We start from the raw sequence: 25,024 nt of genomic DNA, 5'->3' as shown, positions 1-25,024 counted from the left end.
GAGATTTTATCCTTTATTAATTAAGCATTTTAAAAGAATTAATGAAATCAGGTCTCAATATATACTCTGAGCGTCTTTCATATTTTATTTTTTTTAAGACTTCTAGACCATAAAGAACTTTACCAACAGGTGTATATTCACCTTCAAATAATGGTTCATCTTGTAGAATTATAAAAAATTGACTGTCTTCTGTATCGTTCTTAAATGTTCGGGCTAACCCGACACTTCCTTTAGTGTAATAAAAGCTACTATCGATTTCTGATTTAATTGTACCTAAACCTGATTTCCCAGTACCAATTTTTCCATAATCTAAATTTCCTTTTTTTCCAAACTCTAGGTCACCAGCCTGAATGAGTTTATTTTCAATTACCCTATGAAAAGCAATATTTTCATAAGCATTGGATCTAATTAAAACTATAAATCTTTGAACGGCATTTGGTGAAATATTTGGGTAAAGTTCTATAATTACATTTCCACAAGGTGCATTTAAAATTGCAATATTATTTGGCTTCTTAAATATAATATCTTTTGGATCAATATCTTTGACAAATAAACATTTATTTTTAACTATAAAATATGTGCATAAAGTTGTGATACCTAATAAAATTAAAAAAATAAAAATAAATTTTTCTGATTTAGAGGCTTTAATTTTTTTTATCATCAAAAAGTAAAAGAATTATCTATTTCCATTATTTTATTTTCGATATATGAAATTTTATTATTTAAAATAGGATCTGATTTACGAATTTGGTTGATTTCTTTTTTCTTTAAGTAGATCATGTGTGAATAAACTTCTGCCATATCTTCTGAGGCTGTGGACTTAGAATATTCTGTGAAAAAACCTTTTGTTTCTTGGTATTGCTCTAAGCTTATTTTTTTTGTGCATGTAGAACATTCAGCATATTTAAAGTTAGAATTATTAAATTTAACCCACTCTTCTTCGTTAAAAATATTTTTATGTTGAAGATGCATTACATGAAAAACTTCATGATGAATCACTCTTTCAAAGTAATCTTCATTAAATTTAATATCCAATATTAATGTTTTCATCACATTATCTGGAATACCAGCTGTATATAATTCTGAAATTGACAAATTTTCACACATAACAATATACTTGAGGTTAATTTTCTTTAGATAATTGTATGAATATCTACTAAGATTTTTATGAATAATTTTATATTTTTTGCCTAAATCTTTCTTATTTGAATTTGAACAAACGATATTTTTTTGAGTACCTAACCTAAAAGGTCTGGCAGCATAAAAATATTTAAGCTTATTTTTAGTATTTATTTCATAAATCTCTAAGTTAGGTATTTTGATGAGATTATAAATAGTATTGGCTTTTAGTGGGGTAATAAAAATAATTAATAGTAAAATAGCTCTTATTAAGTTCATAATTATAAAGATAGAAGATATTCCATTATCAAAGAATGTGGTACATTTTATTTATAAATGAAAAAAGAAAGAAATAGAAACCCAATTCAACCTGTTAGTGGAACTAAAGTCCCAAGATTTGCTGGACCATCTACTTTTGCAAGATTACCAGAATTAAGAGATGTTGAAAGTTGTGATGTAGCAATTGTTGGAATTCCATTTGATGCTGGCACTAGTTACAGACCAGGAGCTAGATTTGGACCAATGAGTATTAGACAAGCATCAAGACATTTAAGAACCAATTATCATCCAAGTTATGATGTTGAGCCCTTTAAAGTGCAGCAAGTTGCAGATGCTGGAGATATAACTTGTAATCCATTTAGCATTGATGAATCGATAAAACAGATTGAAGCTGGAGCAACAGACTTATTAAATAAAGTTGGTGGTATAATTAGCCTAGGTGGAGACCATACAATTGCTGTACCATTATTAAGAGCAATTAATAAAAAATGTAATGGCCCAGTTGCTTTAGTGCATTTTGATGCACACCTAGATACTTGGGATACATATTTTGGTGCTCCTTATACACATGGAACTCCCTTTAGAAGAGCAAGAGAAGAGGGTTTATTTTTAGATGATGCTTCAATGCATGTTGGTATTAGAGGTCCTCTTTACAGTAGAGATGACATTAAAAATGATGAAGAATTTGGTTTTAAAATTATTCACTGTGATGAGTTTCAAACACAAGGCACAGATAAAATTGCCGAAAGAATTAGAAAAAGAGTTGGTAACAATCCACTTTATTTGTCTATTGATATAGATGTTTTAGATCCAGCTTTTGCCCCAGGTACAGGTACACCTGAAATTGCTGGTATGACTACAAGAGAGATGGTCAATGTTCTAAGAGGTTTGTCTGGTTTAAATCTTGTTTCTGCTGATGTGGTTGAAGTCTCCCCAGCATATGATCATGCTGAAGTTACTTCATTAGCTGCAGCAACAATTGTTTATGAATTAACAAATTTATTTGCAAAATCATAAAGAAAGGATAGTTTCTGAAAATGCTAGATAAGAAAAAATTTTATATCAATGGTGAATGGGTTTCTCCAAAAAAACCAAATGATTTTAACGTAACAGATCCGTCAACCGAAGAGGACTGTGCGGTTATATCTTTAGGTGGAGTAGAAGATGTAAATGATGCAGTAAGTGCTGCTACTAAAGCTTTTGAAACATGGGCATTTTCCTCTAAAGAAGAGAGATTAAAATATTTAGAAGCTTTGTATGATGTTTATAAAAAAAGATGGGCTGATATGGCTAATGCTATAACTCTTGAAATGGGAGCGCCAATTGACTTTTCAACTCAATTACAAGCTGGAACTGGAGCTAGTCATATAAAATCTTATATAAAAGTTTTAAAAGAATATGCATTTGAAGCAAAATTAGGAGAACATGCTCTTAATAACAATATTTTACATGAGCCAAAAGGAGTTTGTGCATTAATTACTCCATGGAATTGGCCGATGAATCAAACTTGTTTAAAAGTAATACCAGCTATCGCTGCAGGTTGTACAATGGTGCTTAAGCCATCTGAAATAGCTCCATTATCATCGATGATTTTAGCAGAAATGATTGACGAAATTAAATTACCAAAAGGTGTATTCAATTTAGTAAATGGAGATGGTGCAGTTACTGGAAATGCATTAACAAGTCACCCCGATGTAAGCATGGTTTCATTTACAGGTTCAACTAGAGCAGGTGCTTTAATCTCTCAAAATGCAGCAAGTGACTTTAAAAGAGTTAGCCTTGAACTCGGTGGTAAAGGAGCAAACATTATATTCAAAGATGCAGATGCAGAAGCTGTTGAAAGAGGTGCTCTTAGATGTTTTAGAAATTCAGGACAATCTTGTAATGCTCCAACAAGAATGTTGGTTGAAAAATCAATTTATGATGAGACAGTTGAAAGAGTAAAAAATTTTGCTAACTCAATGAAGGTTGATGTTGCAACAAAAGAAGGTGATCATATCGGACCTGTTGTTTCAAAAGCTCAATTTGATAAAATCCAAGCGTTAATTCAAGTTGGTATAGACGAAGGTGCCAAATTAGTTGCAGGTGGAACAGGCAAACCAGAAGGATTAGATAAAGGTTATTTTGTTAAACCTACTGCATTTGCAGATGTTAACAACAAAATGCAAATTGCAAGAACAGAAATATTTGGACCAGTTTTATCAATTATACCTTTTGAAACAGAGGAAGAAGCAATCGAAATTGCAAACGATACTCCTTATGGATTGTTAAATTTTATTCAAACTCAAGATCAAGAAAAAGCTAATCGTGTTGCTAGAAAATTAAGATCAGGAATGGTTGATATTAATGGTGCTGGTTTAGCTCCTGACGCTCCTTTTGGCGGATATAAACATTCAGGTATTGGCCGTGAAGCTGGAAAATTAGGCCTAGAAGAATATTTAGAAGTTAAAGTAGTTAGTGGTTGGAACGATTAATTAGGAATAGAATTATTTTTAATTCCATCTAACAAATCTAAACATTTCTTAAGCTCATCTAAAACTATAAACTCATCTATTTTATGAGCTTGTTCAATTGAACCTGGACCACATACAACAGAGCTTATTCCTATTTCTTGAAATAATCCAGCCTCTGTCCCAAAAGAAACTACCTCTCTAGTGTTGTCACCAGTAAGACTTGAAACTAATTCACAAGCATTAGATGTTTCATCTCTATCAAAACCCACAACTTCACCAATTATATTTTTTCTAATAGAAGAATTTGGAAATATTTTTTTCATATCGGGTAAAAGTATTTCATTGGCATATTTGTCTAATTCTAAATTTAAAAATACACCATCTTCTTTAACCACCGGTCTTGTTTCCCAATTAACATGACACTTATCTGCAATTACATTGTGTGCTATACCACCAAAAATTCCACCTATTGAAAGTGTTGAGTGTGGAGGGTCAAAAATTGAGTCTTTAGGGGCTCTTTTTTTAAGTTCTTCTCTTAATTCTATTAATTTATTTACATATCTAGAAGCATATTCAACAGCACTAACTCCCTTGTGAGGTGCAGAACTATGACCTGCCAATCCTTCGAAATAAGTTGTGTATTCATAGCAGCCTTTATGAGCATCTATGATTTTCATATTTGTTGGTTCACCTATAATACAAATACCATCTTTAATTCCTCTTTTTTTTAACTCTTCAATTAAAATTGGAGCTCCTATACACGCAGTTTCTTCATCAAAGGTATAAGAAAAATGAATATCTCTATCTAAATTAGCTTTTGCATAAATTGGAGCAAATGCCAATGTGCAAGCAATAAAACCTTTCATGTCACAAGCGCCTCTCCCAAAGAGTTTGTCATTTTTTATCGTTGCAACAAATGGATCTGTACTCCATCCTTTTGAAACTGGTACGACATCCGTATGACCAGATAAAATTATTGGTTTTTTACCACTTGGTTGTTTAGCCTTTAATGTTGCAAAAAGATTAACTCTTTTTTTTTCATCATCAAAAGTTTTAAATGATGTTGCACCTAGTTTTTTTAGAATTTCATCACAATAGTTAATCAAAGAGCTATTATCTTCTCCAGAAATTGTTTTGAAGCTAATTAAATCAGTTAAAATTTTAACTGAATTATTAAATAATTGATCTGAACTATTTTCTGTACTCATAAATAGCATCTATTATATATTAAATATATGAAAGAACAAATAAGCTATGATGACTTTGATAAAATAGATATTAGAGTTGGAACTGTAATATCGGTTAAAAAAAATGAAAAAGCTAGAAAACCTTCACTAGTAATTGAAGTGGATTTTGGAAAAGATATAGGTGTTAAGCAATCATCTGCGCAAATTACTCATTATTACAACGAAGAAAATTTAAAAGGCAAACAAGTTGTGGGTATTTGTAATTTTCCTGAGAAAAATATTGCAGGAATAGTTTCACAAGTTCTTATTTTAGGTTCGATTGACAAAGAAGGTAAAGTTATATTAGTTCACCCTTCTCAAGAATCTGAAAATGGTCTTCCAATAGCTTAATTTTTTTATGCATCCAGAATTATTATTATTAATAGGAATTTCTCTATCATTGGGATTCACACCAGGACCAAATAATGCTGTTGCGGCATATTCAGGTTTTAATTTTGGTATCAGAAAAACTTTACCATTAATCTTAGGAGTTGGCTTTGGTTATACAACTTTAATTATATTAATTAATTTTGTTTTAATATCAACTTTCAAAAATTACCCAATCATTCAGGAAATTATCAGAGTTCTTGGAACAATTTTTTTAATTTATCTAGCTTATAAAATTTCATTTTCAAAAATTTCTTCAGATGGGAAAACTGAAAATCCAGTAAAGTTTTTTGATAAATTTATCTTTCAATTTATAAATCCAAAAGGAGTAATGGCTGGAATTACATTGAGTTCAAATTTTGTAGAACAAGGGGAAAACTACTTGAATCACTCTATTTGGGTAATTGTAGTTTGTAGTGTAACAGCATTTTTAAGTATCACTTCGTGGACATTTTTAGGTAAGTTTTTAAGGAAATTTGCTACAAATAATAATTTTATTAAACGATTTAATTATGCTATGTCATTGCTACTTATCGTTTGTATAATAGGGTTCTACATCTAAAACTAAATGAAACCAGGAAATAAAAATTCATATAATTCATTAAAATCTATCAGTATAAATGATACTGAGTACAAATATTATTCCTTATCAGAAGCAGAAAAAAATGGTTTGGATGGAATTTCAAAACTTCCAAAATCTCTTAAAGTCTTATTAGAAAATTTATTAAGATATGAAGATGATTTATCTGTTACCAAAAGCCAAATAGAAGCAATCAAGGAATGGTTGAAGACAAAAAAGTCATTAACTGAAATAGCTTATAGACCAGCCAGAGTTTTGTTACAGGATTACACAGGAATACCAGCGGTAGCTGATCTTGCGGCTATGAGAGAAGCGGTTAAAGAAAAAAATAAAGATCCAAATACAATCAACCCACTTTCTGCAGTTGATCTAGTTATTGATCACTCTGTACAGGTAGATAAATCAGCAAATAAAGACTCTTTTGAAAAAAATGTTGATATTGAATTTAAAAGAAATGGTGAGAGATATTCCTTTTTAAAATGGGGTCAACAAGCATTTAATAATTTTAGAATTGTTCCTCCTGGAACTGGGATTTGTCACCAAGTTAATTTAGAATATTTATCAAAAGTAGTCTGGTCTGAAAAATTTCAAAATGAGGACTATTTATTTCCTGACACATTAGTTGGTACTGATAGTCATACTACTATGGTCAATGGATTATCTGTTCTTGGATGGGGGGTTGGTGGAATAGAAGCTGAAGCTGGAATGTTAGGCCAACCAATTTCTATGTTAATTCCTGAAGTAATTGGATTTGAAGTTAAAAATAAAATGCCAGAAGGCACTACTGCAACAGATCTAGTTTTAACAGTTGTAAAAATGTTAAGAGACAAAGGTGTTGTTGGAAAATTTGTTGAATTTTATGGAGAAGGTTTAAAGAATTTAACTCTTGCTGATAGAGCAACAATTGCGAATATGGCACCAGAGTATGGTGCAACATGTGGTTTCTTCCCAATTGATGAAGAGACATTAAAATACTTAAGATTCTCAGGAAGAGATGAGAATACAGTTAATATAGTTGAGAAGTATGCAAAAGAGCAAGGTTTGTGGGCTAATGATCAAGTTGAATTTACAGATACTTTATCACTAGATATGTCTACAGTTGTTCCAACAATTTCAGGACCCAAAAGACCTCAGGACAAAGTTTTATTAACAGATGCATCTACTGGATTTAAAAAAGTTTTTGAAGATGCAACTAGCAGAAAAGAACAACATGTTTCAAAAGTATCAGGAACAGATTATGAAATTAAAGATGGTTCAATATTAATTGCAGCTATCACTTCATGTACTAATACCTCTAATCCCAATGTATTAATTGGAGCTGGGTTGTTAGCGAAAAAAGCAGTTGAATTTGGTTTAGAAACTAAACCTTGGGTAAAAACCTCATTAGCGCCAGGCTCACAAGTGGTTACTGACTATTTAGCAAAAGCAGGACTGAATGTATTTTTAGACAAACTTGGTTTTAATCTGGTTGGATATGGTTGCACAACTTGTATAGGAAACTCAGGTCCCTTACCGGAAGAAATTGTTCAAGCCATAGATAAGGAAAACATCTATGCTGTATCAGTTTTATCAGGAAATAGAAATTTTGAAGGAAGAATATCTCCACATATAAAAGCCAATTATTTAGCTTCACCGCCACTTGTGGTAGCTTATGCACTTGCTGGTCATATGGAATTTGATTTATACAAGGAACCTTTAGGAAAAAGCAAAGATGGTAAGGATATATTTTTAAAAGATATTTGGCCATCAAATAAAGAAATTGAAGACACATTAAGGGAGTCTCTTAACGCAGAGATGTTTGTTAAAAGATATTCAAATATTTCAGAGGGCCCTAAGCAGTGGCAAGAAATTAAAACTGAAAATACAAGTATTTACAATTGGGATTCTGGTTCAACTTATGTAAAGAAACCACCATTCTTTGAAAATTTACCAGATCAACCAGAGGGATTTAAGTCGATTAAAGATGCAAGACCACTTTTGATTTTAGGAGACATGGTTACAACTGATCATATTTCTCCAGCAGGAAATATTCAAAAAGAAAGTCCAACAGGTGAGTATTTTATGGAACATCAAATACTTCCAGCAGATTATAACTCCTATGGATCAAGAAGAGGCAATCATGAGGTAATGATGAGAGGAACTTTTGCAAATATTAGAATAAGAAATGAAATGGCGCCTGGAACAGAGGGTGGGTTTACAAAACTTTATCCAGAAGAAAAAGTGATGCCAGTTTATAGTGCCGTAGAGGAATATAAAAAAAGAGGAACAGACCTTGCAGTTATAGGTGGAAAAGAATATGGAACAGGATCGTCAAGAGATTGGGCAGCCAAAGGAACAAAGTTATTAGGTGTAAAAGTTGTAATAGCAGAAAGCTTTGAAAGAATTCATAGATCTAATTTAATTGGAATGGGCGTTTTACCGCTTCAATTTACTGAAGGAAACGATAGGATAAATTTAAAATTAATTGGATCAGAACTTATAACAGTTCTTCAAATAGAAGAGGGTATAAATGCATCAGATCATGTTCAGGTTGAAATAAAATATGCCACTGGAGATATTAAAAAAATTAAAACTCTATGTAGAATAGACACTAAAAACGAATTAGAGTATTATAAAAATGGTGGAATACTCCAATATGTATTAAGGAATATGATATAAAAATGGATGAAGAAATTACAATCATAGATTCAAACACAAGAAATGAGAGAATAAGCAATTTTTTTATAAATAATAAAAAAAAACTTATAATAACTGCCTCAATAATATTAGTAATTATAATTGGGTATCTTTCATTTGAAAAATCTAAAGAAAGAACCAAAATTAAGTTAGCAAATCAATATAACTTAGCTTTAATAGATCTTAATCCAAATAATAAACAAAAAACAATTAACGAAATGGTCACCGTTGTAAAAAGTAACGATGCAACTTATTCCCCATTGGCTTTATATCATCTGCTGGATAATAATTTATTGGAGAATAATGAGGAGATAAATACCTTATTTAATGAATTGATTGAAAAAACAAACCTTGAAAACGAAATCAAGAATTTAATCATATATAAAAAAGCATTATTTAATTCAGACTTTGTAAGTGAAAATGAATTATTAAAAATACTTAATCCAGTGATTAATTCCGAAAGTATTTGGAAATCCCACGCATTATATTTAATGGCAGAATTTTTTTACTCAAAAAGTGAAAAACAAAAAGCTAAAGAGTTTTTTAAACAGATTATAGTTTTACCTAATGCTAACGGCACAATTAAAGCTGAATCACAAAAGAGATTAAATAGAGATCTGGGTGAATAAAGTATTATTATCAGTCTTAATCATTCTTATTTTAAATAACTGTTCAACAAGTAAAAAAGTAGGTTTTTGGGATAAAAACGACAAAGATGAGCCCCAAATCGAAAACACTAAAACTATTTTAACTAAACAAGTAAGACTAGAGAAAGAGTTTAATTCAAATCTTTACATTAAAATATCTAATGGAAAGTTTAATCAAAACAGCTTGAATAATCAAAATGATACGGGTGAGCTAGCTTATGAGGGTGTCTTAGAAAAAATTGGAAAATATAATTTTTCTAAATTTAATGATTTTAACTTTATAAATCCTAATCCTTTATTTTATAATAAAAATTTAGTTTTTTATGACAATAAGGGTGCAATAACTTTTTATGATGAAAACCAAAAAATACTATGGAAAAATAACTTTTATAATAAAAGTGAAAAGAAAATTAAACCAAGATTAAATTTTGCAGCAAAAAAAAATATTTTAATTGTAACAGATGATGTGGCAAAATATTATGCGATTAATATTAATACGGGTAAACTATTATGGACAAAAACAAATATAGTTCCTTTTAACTCTAACATTAAGATTAAAGATGATGTTTTTTATGTGGTTGATTATAAAAATATTCTAAGATCAATATCAATACAAGATGGATCAGAAATATGGAATTTAAAAACTGAAGAATCTTTAACAAAATCAAATACAAAGATATCCATTGCTCTAGATAAAAAAAATATTTATTTTAATAATTCTATTGGAGATATTACAGCTATAGATATGAAATCTGGTCAACTTGTTTGGCAGCTACCCACACAAAATAACAATATTAGTCAAAATGCATTTCAATTATCAAATTCGGAATTGGTGATCAATGAAAATACAATATTTTTTTCTAATAATAAAAATGAATTTTACTCAATTGATACTGCAACAGGATTAATTAATTGGAAAACTGAAATTAGTTCAGATCTCAAACCTGTCGTTATTGGCAACCTTGTAATAACTATATCTGAAAAAGGATATTTATATGTAATTGATAAAAAATCAGGAAATATAAAAAGAATTAATGATTTATTTAAAGATTATAAAGATAAAAAAAGAAAACAGATAAAACCAACAGGTTTTTTTGTAGCTTTGAATAAAATATACTTAACTAATAGTGATGGAAAATTAATTATTGTAAATAGTAGTGAGGGTAATATCTTGAATGTAGTAAAAATCTCAGGAGGCAAAATTTTACAGCCCTTTATAAATGAAAATAAACTTTTTCTAATAAGCAATGGTTCTATTATTAAATTTAATTAGTAATGCTTCTTAAGTTACTTGATAAATTAGGAAGAAAAAAAGTTGTTTTAGATCGAGGACCTTCTCATCCTAAATTCAACGAGGCCAAACCTTGGATGAATAGATATTATGTCTTATTAAGACATAGACCAAAATGGTTTCCATTTAATATTCTTTTACATGAAATGTTAGCTGATGATCATGGGGAAGGTGTCCATAACCATACATTTCCATATATAACTATCATATTAAGGGGAGGTTATTGGGAAACATCAAGTTCTGGAAAATTTTGGCGACCAGCCGGATATATTGGTTTTAGGTCAGCAAACAATTTGCATAGGGTTGATCTTAAATCAGGAACAAAACCTCTTACTCTGTTTATATCTGGACCCTTTGGATTAAGAAAAGGGCCCAGGTCAGAGTATGGTATAGACTTTAAAATAAAAAAATGAATTTAAATAAATCATTTCTAAATTATTGTAAAAAAAATAATTTAGAAATTAATCCCAATCAATTAGATTTAATAGAAGAGCTTAATTTATTTTACAATCAGAACTTCAATAAATCATTTTTAAAAAAAATATTTACTAAACAGAATTCTAAAACAGGATTTTATTTACAAGGTGATGTAGGTGTGGGTAAAACCATGATATTGAATTTTTTTTATAATAATTTTGATAAAACTAAACAAAGATTTCACTTTAATGAGTTTATGATTAGTTTTCATGATTTTGTTTTTAAAAATAAAGAAAATAACCAAGAAAATATTATAGATAAATTTGTTAAAAAATTAAAAGGTAAATCTAAGTTAATTTATTTTGATGAGTTTCAAGTCACCAACATTGTAGATGCTATGATTTTGGGTAACTTATTCAAAAAAATATTTGATGAGAATATAAAAGTTTTATTTACATCAAATGCTAAATTAAATGATCTTTACAAAGATGGATTGCAACGTGATCAATTTCTTCCCTTTATTAAAATAATGAAAGAAAGATGCTTTCAAGCAAAGTTAATCATTGAAGAAGACTATAGAAAATCCTTAAAAAATAAAAATGAAAGATATTTTTTTCCATTAAATGAAACAATAAACTTTAAACTTAATAAGTTTTTTAGAAAAATAACAAAAAACCTTCCTAACAAAGAAATGACCTTAATTATTAAAAGTAGAAATTTTATTATTAAGAATTATTTTAATGGAATAGCACGTTTCGATTTTAAAGAACTATGTTCTAAAAATATCGGTGCAGAGGATTATATAAAAATAGCTGAAGTGTGTAACTTTATCGTTATAGAAAATATTCCTATTTTTAATATTGATAATTCTAATCAACAACAAAGATTTATTACACTAATTGATATTCTTTATGAAAAAAATATACCTTTAATGATATCATCTCAATTACAATTAGATTTATTAAGTTCCTCGGAGGATTTAAAAAAAATATTTAAAAGAACTATTAGTCGATTATATGAATTAACATCTATCAAATATAACAAGCTATGAGACAAGAATTTTTTAATTTAGAATTGAATACAAATGGACAGAAGCTGTATGAATTTACCAACCAAACAAATCAATGGGTTAATGATAATGAGTTTAATAATGGAATTATCAATATAAGCATTCAACACACTAGTGCTTCATTAATAATACAAGAGAATGCGGATCCAGATGTTCAAACTGACTTAATAAATTTTTTTAATAAGCTCGTGCCAATGGATAATTCCCTTTATATCCATACAGTTGAAGGAAAAGATGACATGCCCGCACACATTAAGTCCTCATTAACTAATAATCAAATTTCTTTGAGTGTTAAAAATAATGAGTTATTACTTGGAACTTGGCAGGGGTTATATCTTTTTGAGCATAAAATTGAGAAACAGAACAGATTGATTATTCTTCATTATTTAGGAGATTAGCTTTTCTTAATTGTTTTGAAAGCTTGTAATGCAGCATTTCTTGCTTCAGCGTGGTCTACAATTGGTTTTGGATAATCTGCACCTACAATAACTTTAATCTGCTCTTGGTATTTGCTTTCTAGTTCCCATGGTTTATATAAAAATTTATTAGGCATGTTTTTAAGCTCTGGAACCCATTTCTTTGTATAAATTCCATCTTTGTCAAATTTTTCACCTTGAAGAATAGGGTTAAATATTCTGAAATAGGGAGCTGCATCGGCACCACAGCCTGCAACCCATTGCCATTGAGCAACGTTACTAGCTTCATTATAATCAACCAAACAATTTTTAAAATGTTTTTCACCCTCGTTCCAATGAATTCTTAAATGCTTTACAAGAAAAGAAGCAACAATCATTCTTACTCTATTGTGCATCCATCCTGTTTCGTACAGTTCCCTCATCCCAGCGTCTACAATGGGATATCCTGTCATACCTGTTTTCCAAGCTTTAAGAAATTTATCATTTTTAACCCAAGGAAAATTATCAAAATCTTTTCTAAGGTTGCCTTTTAGCATTTGAGGGAAGTAATTAATTAAACTATGAGAAAATTCTCTCCATCCTAATTCATTAATATACTTTCTATACCCCATTTTTTTTATTTTAATGTCTTGGCATTTCTTCCAAATTGTCTCCACATGTATTTGTCCAAATTTTAAGAAAGGAGATAACCTGGAGGTTCCATTAACACCTGGAATATCTCGTGCTTCACCGTAGTCCTCAATTCTATTATTTATTAATTCTTGTAAATATTTTTTTGCTTCCTGTTCTGATGGTATCCAATATTTCTCAAATTTCTTATGCCAATCTTTTTTAGGTAAAATTTCTTTTATAGAAATTGATTTTTTAAATATGTTTATTTTTTTTGCTTTTGATTTAACTTTTATAAATTTAGAAGGTATTTTTGAGATGTAAAGTTGTTCAGTTTTTTTCCAAAAAGGAGTGAATACTTTATAAGGTGTACCATCATCTTTAGTCATTTCCTGAAACTCTACAAGAATATTTCCTTTAAAATACTTATATTGAATTTCATTTTTAATGAATTGGTCTCTTATTTTTTTACCTTTATTAATTACATCTGGTTCATATACTTTACTCCAATAAACAGTAACATCATCTTTCTTCTTTAAATTTGACAATACTTCTAGTTCATCACCTAATTGAACTTCCAATGTGATATTTAACTTTTTTAGATCTAGGTTAAAATTTTCTAAAGCCTTAGAGAGCCACCATTTTTGAGCCTCTCTTTTTTTATCAAAATTTTTTGGGTTATAAATATAAAGAGCACTTACAAACTCATGATTTTGAGATGCAATAGCTAAGGCTTCATTATCTTCAATTCTAAAATCTTCTCTTATCCAAACAACAGCTTTTTTTGTCATATTTATTTAGATTTTTTTCAATCCATCACTTAGTAGTTTTTTGTACATTGCATTATCTGTTAAACCCTCACAACCAAACAATAGTACATTTGATTGTTCATTTAACTTTAACTTATCTAAGTATTCTTTATTGTTAAATGAGCCTATTAACGCAATTATACCTGGTACAGCACATTCACCAGCTATTATTTTTTCATCAGATAAATGTTTTTCTGCTAGCATTGCAACAGTAGTTGAGATTGCATCATCCGATATTGTTAAGCTGTAGTTAGTAGAATTTTTTAAAATTTCCCAGGCAATACTTGAAACATCTCCACAAGACATTCCACCCATTATTGTTTCTTTTTTTATATCAACAGTTGTAGGTTTATTATTTTTAATGCTTTGAAATACACAGTCTGCATTTTCTGGCTCAACAGTAATAAACTTTGGGATATTTTTTGATAATTTTGCAAAACCAGCAATCATTGCCGCTGCCATTCCCCCAACACCCGCCTGAAGAAATACGTGTGTTATCAAATTTGAGTTTATTTCATCTAAAATTTCTTTAACCATTATTGTGTACCCAGCCATAATCAATTTAGGCACTTCTTTGTAACCTTCCCAAGAAACATCTTGTACAATTTCCCAATTATTTGCATTTGATTGTTTGATGCATTCCTTTAATGAATCGTCATAATTCCCTTTAACTCTAATAACCTCAGCATCCAGATTACGCATGGCTTCAGCTCTAGACTCGCTAACAAATTTACTTATAAATATTTTACATTTTAAACCTAGTCTTTGCGCACCCCATGCAACTGATCTTCCATGATTTCCTGCTGTAGCTGTCGAAACTGTTATGTTCTTTTTTTCACTTGCAATCTTGTAAACAGCAAAGGCTCCACCTAATGCTTTAAATGATTTAAGTTCAAATCTTTTATCTTCATCCTTGTAGTAAATATTTTGGAAGTTTAATTCATCGTTTAATTTATTTAATTTAATCAGTGGAGTAGGAGCGTAGTTATCCCAACTAGATATGGCCAATATCGCTTCATCTATAAATTTTTCTGGTAATTGAGTGAGTATATTTTCTTTATTAAAATTATACTCTTTATTTTCTAAAAAAGATGTAATGGACCAAAGGTCTTTCTGAAGGATTGATTTCATTTTTATTAACAATCAAGGGTGCTATTTTTTTCCCAGTGAGTTACTGAGCTTTTTTTATCAAATTTTTCTTCTTGATTAAAATCTTTAATTTCAGATCTTTTTAATTTTAGATAGCTTTTAATAGTATCCCTACCAAATGCTTCTTCAATTTCTTTACTATTTTCTAGTTGATCCAACGCATCCTCAATTATGTTAGGTAATTTTTTTAGATTAGGGTAATTTTTATGATCGGTATACATATTACAAGATAAAGGTTCACCAGGATCTATTTTATTATTTATTCCATGTAAACCAGCAGCTATTACTCCAGCCTGAAGTAAATAAGGATTTACTGCTCCATCCATTAACCTTAATTCAAATCTACCTTTATCAGGAATTCTTATCATATGAGTTCTATTGTTTCCTGTATAAGAAATACTACTAGGTGACCATGTAGCACCTGATTTTGTTGGTGGTGCATTTATTCTTCTATAACTATTAATTGTCGGATTAAAAAATGCTGTTAAAGGCTGAGTAAGTTTCATAATTCCACCTAGAAAATTATATGCTAATTTGCTCAAACCTAATTTGTCTCCATTATCCAAAAATTTATTAATTTTTCCATTCCATAAAGAAATGTGAGCATGACAGCCATTACCTGTTAGATTGCTAAAAGGTTTTGGCATAAATGTTGCTCTTAAACCATGTTTTTCGGCTAATGATTTAACCATATACTTAAAGAATACATGTCTATCAGCTGTGGTTAAACAATCTGTATAATCCCAATTCATTTCAAACTGTCCATTAGCGTCCTCATGATCATTTTGGTATGGGTTCCAACCCATAGTAATCATGCTATCACATATTTCTTTAATTAAATCATATCTCCTCATTAAAGCAGACTGATCGTAGCATGGTTTCGATTGAGTATCTCTAGTATCAGCAATTTTGCTTCCATCTTCTGATATTAAAAAATATTCACACTCTACACCTGACTTCATGACTAATTCTTTTTTATCTAATTTATTAATTTGTTCTTTGAGCATCACTCTAGGTGAAGCCTTAACAGACTTACCATACATATATAAATCAGAAGCTAACCAGCCAATTTCTTTGTTCCAAGGTAGTTGAATTAAACTTTCAGGATCTGGTAGAGCAAACATATCTCCATCTGCAGGAGACATATCTAACCAAGTTGCAAAACCAGCAAAACCTGCACCATTTTTTTGCATGTCTGCAATCGCTTGTGCTGGTACTAATTTTGATCTTAAGACACCAAAAAAATCTACAAAACTAATCAAAAAATATTTTATTTTTTTAGCTTTAGCAATTTTAGATAAATTTTTAGGCATCTTTAATTATTTAATTTACAACTGTTAATTAATCTTAACAATACTATTTTTTATCTTTTAACCCTGGTATCCAGCTAGTTCCTGCTAGTGGAACTCTGGCCATAGCAGCAGATTCAACTGTAAGTGCACATAAATCTTCAGGTTCTAAGTTATGTAAATCATTTTTACCAGAAGCTCTAGCTATTGTTTGAGCTTCAAGTGTCATTACTTTTAAATAATTTGATAAACGTCGTCCACCAGCAATAGGATCAAAGCGTTTCATCAGTTCAGGTTTTTGAGTTGTAATTCCTGCTGGGTCATTTCCCTCATGCCAATCATCGTAAGCTCCTGCAGTAGTTCCTAATTTATTATAGTCTTTTTCCCACTTAGGATCATTATCTCCCAAAGCAACCATTGCAGCAGAACCAATTGAAACTGCATCTGCTCCAAGAGCCATTGCCTTAGCAACATCTGCACCATTTCTAATTCCACCAGATATAATCAACTGAACTTTTCTATGTTGGTCTAAATCTTGAAGTGCATCTACGGCAGGTCTAATACACGCTAAAGTAGGTTGACCAACATTTTCTATAAATACTTCTTGAGTAGCAGCAGTTCCACCTTGCATTCCATCTAAAACAACAACATCAGCCCCAGCTTTAACAGCAAGAGCAGTATCATAATATGGTCTTGCTCCTGCAACTTTAATAAATATTGGAACCTTCCATCCTGTAATTTCTCTTATTTCTAAAATCTTGATCTTTAAGTCATCAGGACCTGTCCAGTCAGGATGTCTACATGCAGATCTTTGATCTATACCCTTGGGTAAGGTTCTCATTTCTGCAACACGATCACTAATTTTTTGACCTAATAACATCCCACCACCACCTGGTTTAGCACCTTGCCCTATTACAATTTCAATAGCATCTGCTTTTCTAAGGTCGTCAGGATTCATTCCATATCTAGAAGGTAAAAGTTGATAGATTAAATTTTTAGATTGTCCTCTCTCTTCTGGTGTCATCCCACCATCACCAGTAGTTGTAGACGTACCAGCCATACTTGCTCCACGTCCTAAAGCTTCTTTAGCTCTTCCCGATAATGCACCAAAACTCATTCCAGCAATTGTAATAGGGATATCTAGTTCCAAAGGTTTTTTTGCGTAACGTGTTCCTAAAGTTACTTTTGTATTACAGGTTTCTCTATACCCTTCTAAAGGATATCTAGACATCGAAGCACCAAGAAAAAGTAAATCATCAAAGTGAGGAAGTTTTCTTTTTGAACCTCCACCTCTAATATCATAAATTCCAGTTGCTGCTGCTCTTCTTATTTCTGAATTTGTATACTCATCAAAAGTCCATGATATACGAGGATGAGTTTTTTTATTATATGACATTATTAATAGCTCGATACGTTATCGATATTAAAGTTATAAAGTTTTCGTGCCGAACCATATCTCTTAAAACTATCTGGTTTAATATTTTTTATTTCACTTTTTTTTAAAAGAGCTGAAATTTTATTTAAATGCTTCTTTTTCATTTTTTTTTTTATGCAATCCGCACCCAAAGATTTAACTGATCCTTTAACAAAAATATCTGTTTCATAAAGACTATCACCCAAAGCTTCACCAGCATCACCACAAACTAACATTGTTCCAGATTGAGCCATAAATGCAGACATATGACCAACCGAACCTTTAACCACAATATCAACTCCTTTCATTGAAATACCACATCTTGAACTAGCATCTCCATCAATTACAAGTAATCCACCATGAGCAGTTGCGCCAGCAGATTGTGAAGCATTACCTTTAACATGTACTTTTCCAGACATCATATTTTCAGCAACACCCGTTCCAACATTTCCATCTATTGTTACATGTGCTTTTTGGTTCATTCCTGCACAATAATAGCCAACATGGCCTTTGATTAAAACTTTCATTTCCTGATTTAACCCAGCACATAATGCGTGGCTTCCCTCAGGATTTATAATCACAAAGTCTCTATCATTTTTTTTATTATCTAAATTTTGTAAAGTATTATTAATTTCTCTTAATTTCTTTTTTTTTAGATCTAATTTCATTAATTTCCCCACGAGTAAACAATACCAGGCTCAGGTTCAAAAATTTTTGCACCATTTACATCTGGTAAATGTGCCATGGCTTGAAATTCTGATGCTATTGCAACATAGTTTTTTGTTTCTGCTATTACTGCAGGTTTACACGCTATTTCATCTCTAACAACTGCAAAGCCTTTTCTAGTTCCTGTAATAAATGTATAAAAACCATCTAAATCTTTAAGACCCGATGTAAGGGTATCTTTTAAAGATTTATTATTTGATAAACTGTTAGAAACATATCCTGCAGCAACTTCAGTATCATTTTCAGAGTTAAAGACGTTACCTTTTTTAGTGAGCTCTCTTCTTAAATTGTTATGATTTGATAATGATCCATTATGAACCAAACACTCATCTTCACCAGTCGAGTAGGGGTGAGATCCATCAGTAGTTATTGCACTTTCCGTAGCCATTCTTGTATGGCCTATTCCATGAGTGCCACTAAAACTATCTAATTTAAATTTTTTTACTACATCTTTAGGATTACCAACTTGTTTAAATATCTCTATTGATCGACCATACCCAACTATAGATATTTTAGGAAAATTAGAATTAATTATTTCAATTACTTTCTTTGGCTGCTCTAGAGTTTTTAGAATTACATGATCTGAGATTTGAGTAAGTTTAACTTTTTTAATTTTTTTAGTTATTTCTTTCTTAAAGCTATTAAAGTTTAAATCATTAATACATAAAGAAAACTTGTATATTTTTTTACTTTCATCTTTGTAAATTGCAAAGCCAGCACTATCTGGTCCACGAGATTCCATATTATTAAGCATACCTGACAGCATCTTTCCTAAATTTTTTTCAAATTTTTTAGTTTTTAAGTAGATGCCAACAATTCCACACATAAATTTTTTTAAGTTTATTTTATTAGAGACAGTAGAAAATCTTTATAGTAGAAAATATTTCCTACCACAATGATGATAATAGCCGCTATCACTCCATACTTTGCTTTTGGAAAAACGACACCTCTCATCTTACTTGGTCTGTGATCTTCGTTATTATTTCTATCCATGATTGTATAATTTTTGTAAAAAAAAAGGGCGCCACAATTAAGTAGCGCCCAAATTTTTAGTTAATATTACCAGTCGGTAATATTGCTCTTATGATCATTAGTACCATGTCTTTTTCTTGCTAATCTTGAAAGTTTTTCACTCTCAGATCTAGCAGTTATAACATGCCAGCCAATCCAAAAAACTACACCAAGAATAACTAGTAAAGTTTCAGTGGATCCGGCCCCCGGATAAACTGCTCCGACAACCTCTTTTGCACTTAAATGATCTATCCAGTTTGTAACTGTAGCCATATTTTTTCTCCTTTACCTAGTTGAAGAGGCGACTGCTTTTTCAGCTTCTCTATCGTCCTCCATTATTTCATAGTCTAGTCCTGCTATTTCAACTTCACGCGGTATTCTTAATTTACCAAAAGCGCTTAGTATTCTAGCAATAACGTAGCCTGGTAACATTCCAAGAACTCCGAACATTATAATTGCTCCAAGGAATTGTCCCAGTGGATTGATTGATGCATAAGTTGATCCGTCCCACATAGCTCCAACATTATATCCAGATGCTGGGTAACCATTTAAAACAAATCCACAAATTATAAGACCAACAACTCCTGCATAACCATGTACTGCTACTGCACCAACTGCATCATCAATTTTGAACTTACGTTCAACCCAGTAATGCATTTTGTACGCTATAACAACACCGATCGCACCAATAAGCATTGCTTGTATCGGGTGATACAAATCATTACCTGCAGATGCACAGATGATCCCAGCTAGTCCACTTGAGTAAGTCCAGAATGGATCACCTTTTGCGACCACGTATCCAGCCAATAATCCACCTGATAATGACATCAAGAAGTTATAGGTTATTCCACTCAATGTGGTTGGGGTTACATATATGTTTGTTGCTGTCCAGTATGTTACACCTTCCATTCCATATTCAGGTCCAAGATCAAATATCGGTATATTACATGCCGCATAAAATCCCCAGAAACCAGTATAGATTAAAAATAATCCAACTGTAACTAGCCATGGGTTTCTTGGCCCTATATTTCTTGGTTCACCACTTGATGAGAACTTTCCTATTCTAGGTCCTAAAACAATTAGAACACCTAAAGCAAATCCACCCGCAATTGCGTGAATTACTCCTGATGCGTAAGCGTCATGATATCCTAAAATTTTAAGCATCCATCCATCAAAGTGCCATCCCCAAGCAGCATCAATTACCCAGAAGCACGAACCAATTGCAATTGCTAAAATACCAAATGCAAAAGTTGTAATTCTTTCAATGATTGCTCCAGAAACAATTGAAGCAGCTGTCCATGAAAATAGTAAGAATGCAGCCCAGAATACTCCACTTATACGGTCACCTAAGTTGACAGCCATAAATTCAGTATTTGCTACATACCATTTCGCACTAAAAGTACTTTCGTCAGTAATTAATGCTGAACTTTCATTCATTATTGAAGGTGCTATTCCCGGTCCTGTTGGGAATGCCCAGTAAATCCACCAACCAAAGAAAAACCAGGTTACCGTTACTAATGGTATTACCATGGTATTTTTCATTAAAGTATGTTGGTGATGTTTATATCGTGAGGCTCCAACTTCATACATACAAAACCCGACGTGAATCAGGAACATTAATACTACTGTTACCCAGTAGTAAAATTCTGTAAATATAACTGTAAGAGCGCCTAATTGATCATCCATAATCTCTCTCTCCTATTAGTTTTTAGAAAGACTATAAAATTTATATAGACGTGACAAACTATACATTGCTTAAATAAACAAGTAACTGCAACGAGTTTTAAAAAATAATCAACCTTTGATTGAGGTACTAGAACTTAAGGTAAGCTTTTTTCAAATCAACAAGAGGGTGCTTTTTAGACATTTGAAACTTAACTAAAAGCTCTCTTGCAATCATATCCCTGTCTTGTTGGTTGTTTGGTAATTTGATTGATTTTGGAATTGTAACCCAACCATTTGCATTTCTACAAAATACAGCAGGTCTATCCTCTTCATAACCCATATGAATATCTTCTAACCAGTTAAGATCATCCCATCCCATAGCTTCTACATATTTTTTTAAGAATGGAGTCATCTTCTTATAATCAGGTAATAGGTTAACGTCATATCTATAACCGATATGTTGCCCAATCATTTTTTCTCTAGCAGTCTCTTTAGATTTTCCACCTAGATTTTCTTTTTTTACTTTTGTTTTTGTTTTTTTCTTAACCATTTTTACCTCTTATATTTTGTGATAGTTATCAACACCAACAGTGAAGTTAGTTCCAGTTAACGGAACTTTAGCTAATGCAGATGACTCCATTGTTAGAGCAGCTAAATCTTCAGGCTCTAAAGAGTGAATATTAGTTTTACCACAAGCTCTTGCTAAAAGTTGAGCCTCTAATGTCATTGCATGAAGGTAATTATAAACTCTTAATGCAGCATCATCAGGATTTAATCTAGCTCTTAATTTAGGATCTTGTGTTGCAACACCAACTGGACAACGACCAGTATGACAGTGATAACATTCACCAGCTTTAACACCCATTTCTTTTTCAAAGTTTGCTTCTGGTATATCTTTATTACAGTTTAAAGCCATTAAAGCGCCAGTCCCAATTGCTATTGCATCAGCACCTAGAGCTAAAGCCTTCGCCATATCAGCACCATCTCTAACACCACCAGCATAAATTAAAGTTACTTGTCCAGTTTTACCAACATCATCAATAGCTCTTCTAGCTTCTCTGATTGCAGCAATTCCTGGAATACCAGTATTTGCAGCAGCTATGTGAGGACCGGCTCCAGTTGAACCTTCCATACCATCTAAAAATATTGAGTCTGGATTACATTTTGCAGCCATACGAACATCGTCATAAACTTTTGATGCACCTAGTTTTAACTGAATTGGAACTTTATTTTTTGTAAGTTGTCTTAATTCTTCAACTTTTAAAGCTAGATCATCTGGACCTAACCAGTCTGGGTGTCTTGCTGGAGATCTTTGATCAATACCAGATGGTAGAGATCTCATTTCTGCAACTTGATCAGTAACTTTTTGACCCATTAAATGTCCACCCATTCCAACTTTTTGTCCTTGACCAATAAATACTTCAATTGCATCAGCTAGTTGAGCATGATGAGGATTAAAACCATATCTTGATTGAATACATTGGTAATACCATTTTTCAGAATATCTTCTCTCATCTGGAATCATTCCACCTTCACCAGAACATGTTGCGCTCCCAGCCATTGTTGCTCCTCTTGCTAAAGCAGTTTTTGCTTCATAAGAAAGTGCTCCAAAACTCATACCTGTAATATATACTGGTATATCTAGTTCAATTGGGTTTTCACAATTTGGTCCGATTATAGTTTTTGTTTCACATTTTTCTCTATAACCCTCAATTACAAATCTTGTAAGAGTTCCAGGTAAAAAAACTAAATCATCAAATGTAGGAATTTTTTTCATTAACGCCATTCCACGCATTCTGTATCTTCCAAGTTGAGCTTTAATATGAATATCGTCTATAACTTCAGGAGTAAAAATAGCGTTGTGACCTAATAGACTTTTATTTCTTTTGCCTTCTTCGTGTGCATGAACATCAGCTTTACCACCAACACTTCCATTAGTTTTTTTTATTTTTTTACTATTTTTTTTAACTTTCTTTTTAGCCATCAGATAGCTCCTTTCTTTTCATGAGGTTCTAGATTATCATAGTTCCAAAGTTTTTTCCCTGCGACTATTTTTGTCATTTTACTGACATCAAATTTTTCACCTATCTCTGCAACTTTTAATTTTCTTTTTAACCAGTCTTGGTCACTGTCTGTAAGATCTGATGGAACAGCATCACTTCCAAAAGAACCAATTTTACCACCAATGAAAATTGTTCCATCATACATAGAATCTCCTAAATTTATTCCAACATCACCTAGAATAATAATTCTTCCTCTTTGCATCATAAAACCTGTAAAAGCTCCAGCATCACCACCAACAATGATAGTTCCACCCTTCATGTCAATACCAGTTCTTGCACCAACACTTCCTTTGCAAATTAAATCACCACCTCTTATAGCGGCACCAAAGCAAGATCCTGCATTTTTTTCTATAACAACTTTTCCTGCCATTAAGTTTTCAGCACAAGACCAGCCAACTCTACCATTAATTCTAACAGTGGGTCCATCACAAGAACCCATACCAAAATAACCCAAACTTCCTTCAAAAATTAAGTTTAATTTATTTAAAATACCAACACCTAAACTATGTTTTCCTTGAGGGTTTTTAATAACAATTGTTCCATAACCTTGGCTCATTAAATTATCAATTTCTTTATTAGCTTCTGGAGCTGTCATTTCTTTAACATCCAGCTCTGTTCTTTTATTAAAATCTACATCATAAGTTCCAAAATAATAAAGATTTTCACCTTCGTCAGGATTAAAAAATTTTTGCTGAGTTCTTCCTGTTAAAACTTCTGTGTGCATACCCATTGACTGGGACTTTGTTTTTTTTTCTGTAGTCTTTAAATTTGCCATACTTTTACCTCTCCATCATATGGATCATATGTGTCTATCTCTTGTGGTAGAACTGATCTGATTGCTATTTCTTCTGAACCCATTGCTACTAAATCATCCGATTCATAAAGAACCAAAGGTTTTGCGGCCATTGTATCTTTTGCCATTCCTAAAGAATCTTTAGTTGCAACAAAATATGTAAAAACTCCATCAAGACCTGTTAAAGATGCCTTCATGCCTTCTTCAAGAGATGCTCCTTCTCTCATTTTTTGAGCAATATAAACAGCGATTAATTCTGAATCACACTCAGACATAAATCTCATACCTTTATTCTCAAGCATTCTTCTGTTGTTCCAATAGTTAGTTAACTGACCATTATGAACCACAGATACATCACTGAAGGGATAACCCCAAAAAGGGTGAGCAGACTTAATGTCAACACCAGATTCTGTAGCCATTCTAGCATGACCAATTGCATGTGTTCCAACCACTTTATCTAAACTATATCTATCACAAACCATTTTAGCATTACCTAGATCTTTAATTACCTCTAATGATTTTCCCATGGAAAGAATTTCAACTCCTGGAATACTTTCAATCTTTTGTGAAAACTCTAATAGATCCTTTACATCGTAAGCAAGCTCATATCTCAAGGAGTAGGGTAGAATTCTTTCTTCTTTGACTATTTTGGCACCTAACTCAGATAAATACTGATCAACAATTTTCTTTCTTTGATCGTATACAGAAACATCCTCCATTATTGATGAGCTTCCCTCACCAACATTTTCTCCAACTTTAAAACGCATAATAAAGTTTTTACCATCTGTATCTCCATACAAAGCGTAACCTGTAGAATCTTCTCCTCTATGTTTTAAAGCTTGAAGCATTCCCTGTAGTTCACTTCCTACATTTGATGATTTTCCTCTATGTATTAATCCTGCTATTCCACACATATATTTCCCCTATTTTATTAAA

Annotated in this window: 25 protein-coding genes; 10 read left to right on the top strand and 15 right to left on the bottom strand. The window is 31.5% G+C overall.

The window, feature by feature from the left end; all coding sequences use genetic code 11:
* Window positions 1-16: 16 nt before the first annotated feature.
* Both ABXT53_RS05170 and ABXT53_RS05165 read right to left on the bottom strand, forming a co-directional pair.
* Entirely contained in the window at window positions 17-661 is a 645-nt protein-coding gene (locus ABXT53_RS05170) for a peptidylprolyl isomerase (RefSeq protein ID WP_415290077.1), read from the bottom strand.
* A complete protein-coding gene (locus ABXT53_RS05165; protein WP_415290075.1) occupies window positions 661-1,398 on the bottom strand; it encodes a putative zinc-binding metallopeptidase in 738 nt (245 codons plus the stop codon). The genes ABXT53_RS05170 and ABXT53_RS05165 overlap by 1 nt, the downstream gene beginning before the upstream one ends.
* A 57-nt stretch (window positions 1,399-1,455) precedes the next feature.
* On the opposite strand from ABXT53_RS05165, the gene speB reads away from it, so the two are divergent.
* Together speB and ABXT53_RS05155 are read left to right on the top strand one after the other, a co-directional pair.
* Window positions 1,456-2,415, top strand: a complete 960-nt coding sequence (gene speB, locus ABXT53_RS05160) for an agmatinase (protein ID WP_415290073.1) — start codon at window positions 1,456-1,458, stop codon at window positions 2,413-2,415.
* A 20-nt stretch (window positions 2,416-2,435) separates the two neighbouring features.
* Window positions 2,436-3,872, top strand: a complete 1,437-nt coding sequence (locus ABXT53_RS05155; protein WP_415290071.1) for an aldehyde dehydrogenase family protein — start codon at window positions 2,436-2,438, stop codon at window positions 3,870-3,872.
* On the opposite strand, the gene argE is transcribed toward ABXT53_RS05155, so the two are convergent.
* Window positions 3,869-5,059, bottom strand: a complete 1,191-nt coding sequence (gene argE / locus ABXT53_RS05150) for an acetylornithine deacetylase (RefSeq protein ID WP_415290069.1) — start codon at window positions 5,057-5,059, stop codon at window positions 3,869-3,871. The two genes, ABXT53_RS05155 and argE, sit on opposite strands and share 4 nt — an antisense overlap.
* A gap of 27 nt (window positions 5,060-5,086) precedes the next feature.
* Between argE and ABXT53_RS05145 the strand changes: the two genes are divergently transcribed.
* From ABXT53_RS05145 to ABXT53_RS05110, 8 genes are read left to right on the top strand one after another with little or no spacing between them, the layout of a single operon-like run.
* Complete coding sequence (locus tag ABXT53_RS05145) at window positions 5,087-5,428, top strand: tRNA-binding protein (RefSeq protein ID WP_415290068.1); 342 nt, start codon at window positions 5,087-5,089, stop codon at window positions 5,426-5,428.
* Window positions 5,429-5,435: 7 nt separating this feature from the next.
* Complete coding sequence (locus ABXT53_RS05140; protein WP_415290067.1) at window positions 5,436-6,026, top strand: LysE family translocator; 591 nt, start codon at window positions 5,436-5,438, stop codon at window positions 6,024-6,026.
* Between the two features lie 6 nt (window positions 6,027-6,032).
* Entirely contained in the window at window positions 6,033-8,702 is a 2,670-nt protein-coding gene (acnA, locus tag ABXT53_RS05135; RefSeq protein WP_415290065.1) for an aconitate hydratase AcnA, read from the top strand.
* A 2-nt stretch (window positions 8,703-8,704) separates the two neighbouring features.
* The gene (locus tag ABXT53_RS05130; protein ID WP_415290064.1) at window positions 8,705-9,349 is read left to right on the top strand and encodes a hypothetical protein; all 645 of its coding nucleotides are present in this window, start codon (window positions 8,705-8,707) and stop codon (window positions 9,347-9,349) included.
* Window positions 9,342-10,640, top strand: a complete 1,299-nt coding sequence (locus tag ABXT53_RS05125) for a PQQ-binding-like beta-propeller repeat protein (RefSeq protein WP_415290063.1) — start codon at window positions 9,342-9,344, stop codon at window positions 10,638-10,640. The genes ABXT53_RS05130 and ABXT53_RS05125 overlap by 8 nt, the downstream gene beginning before the upstream one ends.
* Window positions 10,641-10,642: 2 nt before the next feature.
* Complete coding sequence (locus tag ABXT53_RS05120; protein WP_415290062.1) at window positions 10,643-11,071, top strand: hypothetical protein; 429 nt, start codon at window positions 10,643-10,645, stop codon at window positions 11,069-11,071.
* The gene (gene zapE, locus ABXT53_RS05115; RefSeq protein WP_415290061.1) at window positions 11,068-12,126 is read left to right on the top strand and encodes a cell division protein ZapE; all 1,059 of its coding nucleotides are present in this window, start codon (window positions 11,068-11,070) and stop codon (window positions 12,124-12,126) included. The genes ABXT53_RS05120 and zapE overlap by 4 nt, the downstream gene beginning before the upstream one ends.
* Window positions 12,123-12,542, top strand: coding sequence for a secondary thiamine-phosphate synthase enzyme YjbQ (locus ABXT53_RS05110; RefSeq protein ID WP_415290059.1), 420 nt, complete (start codon window positions 12,123-12,125; stop codon window positions 12,540-12,542). Before zapE ends, ABXT53_RS05110 begins: the two co-directional genes overlap by 4 nt.
* Here the strand turns inward: ABXT53_RS05110 and ABXT53_RS05105 are convergent.
* The 12 genes from ABXT53_RS05105 to ABXT53_RS05050 all read right to left on the bottom strand — a co-directional run bounded on the left by ABXT53_RS05105 (window position 12,539) and on the right by ABXT53_RS05050 (window position 25,002).
* Window positions 12,539-13,960, bottom strand: a complete 1,422-nt coding sequence (locus ABXT53_RS05105; RefSeq protein WP_415290057.1) for a cryptochrome/photolyase family protein — start codon at window positions 13,958-13,960, stop codon at window positions 12,539-12,541. The two genes, ABXT53_RS05110 and ABXT53_RS05105, sit on opposite strands and share 4 nt — an antisense overlap.
* Window positions 13,961-13,966: 6 nt before the next feature.
* On the bottom strand, window positions 13,967-15,109 hold the full coding sequence (locus ABXT53_RS05100; RefSeq protein ID WP_415290052.1) for a diaminopropionate ammonia-lyase: 1,143 nt from the start codon (window positions 15,107-15,109) through the stop codon (window positions 13,967-13,969).
* 5 nt (window positions 15,110-15,114) lie between these two features.
* Window positions 15,115-16,440: a type III glutamate--ammonia ligase gene (gene glnT, locus ABXT53_RS05095; RefSeq protein WP_415290050.1), complete on the bottom strand. Its 1,326-nt coding sequence runs from the start codon at window positions 16,438-16,440 to the stop codon at window positions 15,115-15,117.
* Between the two features lie 43 nt (window positions 16,441-16,483).
* Window positions 16,484-17,812 carry an FMN-binding glutamate synthase family protein gene (locus ABXT53_RS05090; RefSeq protein WP_415290049.1) on the bottom strand — a complete coding sequence of 443 codons (1,329 nt, stop codon included), beginning with the start codon at window positions 17,810-17,812 and terminating at the stop codon, window positions 16,484-16,486.
* Window positions 17,813-17,814: 2 nt separating this feature from the next.
* Complete coding sequence (locus ABXT53_RS05085; RefSeq protein ID WP_415290047.1) at window positions 17,815-18,498, bottom strand: protein glxC; 684 nt, start codon at window positions 18,496-18,498, stop codon at window positions 17,815-17,817.
* A complete protein-coding gene (locus ABXT53_RS05080) occupies window positions 18,498-19,382 on the bottom strand; it encodes a class II glutamine amidotransferase (RefSeq protein ID WP_415290046.1) in 885 nt (294 codons plus the stop codon). Before ABXT53_RS05080 ends, ABXT53_RS05085 begins: the two co-directional genes overlap by 1 nt.
* Before the next feature lie 233 nt (window positions 19,383-19,615).
* Complete coding sequence (locus ABXT53_RS05075; protein ID WP_415290045.1) at window positions 19,616-19,840, bottom strand: hypothetical protein; 225 nt, start codon at window positions 19,838-19,840, stop codon at window positions 19,616-19,618.
* 12 nt (window positions 19,841-19,852) lie between these two features.
* Window positions 19,853-21,253 (bottom strand): ammonium transporter, encoded by a 1,401-nt coding sequence (locus ABXT53_RS05070; protein ID WP_415277902.1) that lies wholly within the window; start codon window positions 21,251-21,253, stop codon window positions 19,853-19,855.
* Window positions 21,254-21,380: 127 nt separating this feature from the next.
* Window positions 21,381-21,782, bottom strand: coding sequence for a hypothetical protein (locus ABXT53_RS05065; RefSeq protein ID WP_271482723.1), 402 nt, complete (start codon window positions 21,780-21,782; stop codon window positions 21,381-21,383).
* 9 nt (window positions 21,783-21,791) lie between these two features.
* Window positions 21,792-23,216 carry an FMN-binding glutamate synthase family protein gene (locus ABXT53_RS05060; protein ID WP_415290043.1) on the bottom strand — a complete coding sequence of 475 codons (1,425 nt, stop codon included), beginning with the start codon at window positions 23,214-23,216 and terminating at the stop codon, window positions 21,792-21,794.
* A complete protein-coding gene (locus ABXT53_RS05055; RefSeq protein ID WP_415290042.1) occupies window positions 23,216-24,070 on the bottom strand; it encodes a GXGXG motif-containing protein in 855 nt (284 codons plus the stop codon). Before ABXT53_RS05055 ends, ABXT53_RS05060 begins: the two co-directional genes overlap by 1 nt.
* The gene (locus tag ABXT53_RS05050; protein WP_415290041.1) at window positions 24,058-25,002 is read right to left on the bottom strand and encodes a glutamine amidotransferase; all 945 of its coding nucleotides are present in this window, start codon (window positions 25,000-25,002) and stop codon (window positions 24,058-24,060) included. Before ABXT53_RS05050 ends, ABXT53_RS05055 begins: the two co-directional genes overlap by 13 nt.
* Window positions 25,003-25,024 lie beyond the last annotated feature (22 nt).

Source organism: Candidatus Pelagibacter sp. Uisw_136 (assembly GCF_047720275.1).
Taxonomy (GTDB): Bacteria; Pseudomonadota; Alphaproteobacteria; order Pelagibacterales; family Pelagibacteraceae; genus Pelagibacter.
Note: the sequence above shows the minus strand (reverse complement) of the source record. Positions and strands in the feature narration are given on the sequence as shown.

Excerpts from the sequence above, each read along its gene's own strand:
- ABXT53_RS05170 (WP_415290077.1), bottom strand. The coding sequence starts at position 661 with ATGATAAAAAAAATTAAAGCCTCTAAATCAGAAAAATTTATTTTTATT.
- ABXT53_RS05165 (WP_415290075.1), bottom strand. The coding sequence starts at position 1,398 with ATGAACTTAATAAGAGCTATTTTACTATTAATTATTTTTATTACCCCA.
- speB (WP_415290073.1), top strand. The coding sequence starts at position 1,456 with ATGAAAAAAGAAAGAAATAGAAACCCAATTCAACCTGTTAGTGGAACT.
- ABXT53_RS05155 (WP_415290071.1), top strand. The coding sequence starts at position 2,436 with ATGCTAGATAAGAAAAAATTTTATATCAATGGTGAATGGGTTTCTCCA.
- argE (WP_415290069.1), bottom strand. The coding sequence starts at position 5,059 with ATGAGTACAGAAAATAGTTCAGATCAATTATTTAATAATTCAGTTAAA.
- ABXT53_RS05145 (WP_415290068.1), top strand. The coding sequence starts at position 5,087 with ATGAAAGAACAAATAAGCTATGATGACTTTGATAAAATAGATATTAGA.
- ABXT53_RS05140 (WP_415290067.1), top strand. The coding sequence starts at position 5,436 with ATGCATCCAGAATTATTATTATTAATAGGAATTTCTCTATCATTGGGA.
- acnA (WP_415290065.1), top strand. The coding sequence starts at position 6,033 with ATGAAACCAGGAAATAAAAATTCATATAATTCATTAAAATCTATCAGT.
- ABXT53_RS05130 (WP_415290064.1), top strand. The coding sequence starts at position 8,705 with ATGGATGAAGAAATTACAATCATAGATTCAAACACAAGAAATGAGAGA.
- ABXT53_RS05120 (WP_415290062.1), top strand. The coding sequence starts at position 10,643 with ATGCTTCTTAAGTTACTTGATAAATTAGGAAGAAAAAAAGTTGTTTTA.
- zapE (WP_415290061.1), top strand. The coding sequence starts at position 11,068 with ATGAATTTAAATAAATCATTTCTAAATTATTGTAAAAAAAATAATTTA.
- ABXT53_RS05110 (WP_415290059.1), top strand. The coding sequence starts at position 12,123 with ATGAGACAAGAATTTTTTAATTTAGAATTGAATACAAATGGACAGAAG.
- ABXT53_RS05105 (WP_415290057.1), bottom strand. The coding sequence starts at position 13,960 with ATGACAAAAAAAGCTGTTGTTTGGATAAGAGAAGATTTTAGAATTGAA.
- ABXT53_RS05100 (WP_415290052.1), bottom strand. The coding sequence starts at position 15,109 with ATGAAATCAATCCTTCAGAAAGACCTTTGGTCCATTACATCTTTTTTA.
- glnT (WP_415290050.1), bottom strand. The coding sequence starts at position 16,440 with ATGCCTAAAAATTTATCTAAAATTGCTAAAGCTAAAAAAATAAAATAT.
- ABXT53_RS05090 (WP_415290049.1), bottom strand. The coding sequence starts at position 17,812 with ATGTCATATAATAAAAAAACTCATCCTCGTATATCATGGACTTTTGAT.
- ABXT53_RS05085 (WP_415290047.1), bottom strand. The coding sequence starts at position 18,498 with ATGAAATTAGATCTAAAAAAAAAGAAATTAAGAGAAATTAATAATACT.
- ABXT53_RS05080 (WP_415290046.1), bottom strand. The coding sequence starts at position 19,382 with ATGTGTGGAATTGTTGGCATCTACTTAAAAACTAAAAAATTTGAAAAA.
- ABXT53_RS05075 (WP_415290045.1), bottom strand. The coding sequence starts at position 19,840 with ATGGCTACAGTTACAAACTGGATAGATCATTTAAGTGCAAAAGAGGTT.
- ABXT53_RS05070 (WP_415277902.1), bottom strand. The coding sequence starts at position 21,253 with ATGGATGATCAATTAGGCGCTCTTACAGTTATATTTACAGAATTTTAC.
- ABXT53_RS05065 (WP_271482723.1), bottom strand. The coding sequence starts at position 21,782 with ATGGTTAAGAAAAAAACAAAAACAAAAGTAAAAAAAGAAAATCTAGGT.
- ABXT53_RS05060 (WP_415290043.1), bottom strand. The coding sequence starts at position 23,216 with ATGGCTAAAAAGAAAGTTAAAAAAAATAGTAAAAAAATAAAAAAAACT.
- ABXT53_RS05055 (WP_415290042.1), bottom strand. The coding sequence starts at position 24,070 with ATGGCAAATTTAAAGACTACAGAAAAAAAAACAAAGTCCCAGTCAATG.
- ABXT53_RS05050 (WP_415290041.1), bottom strand. The coding sequence starts at position 25,002 with ATGTGTGGAATAGCAGGATTAATACATAGAGGAAAATCATCAAATGTA.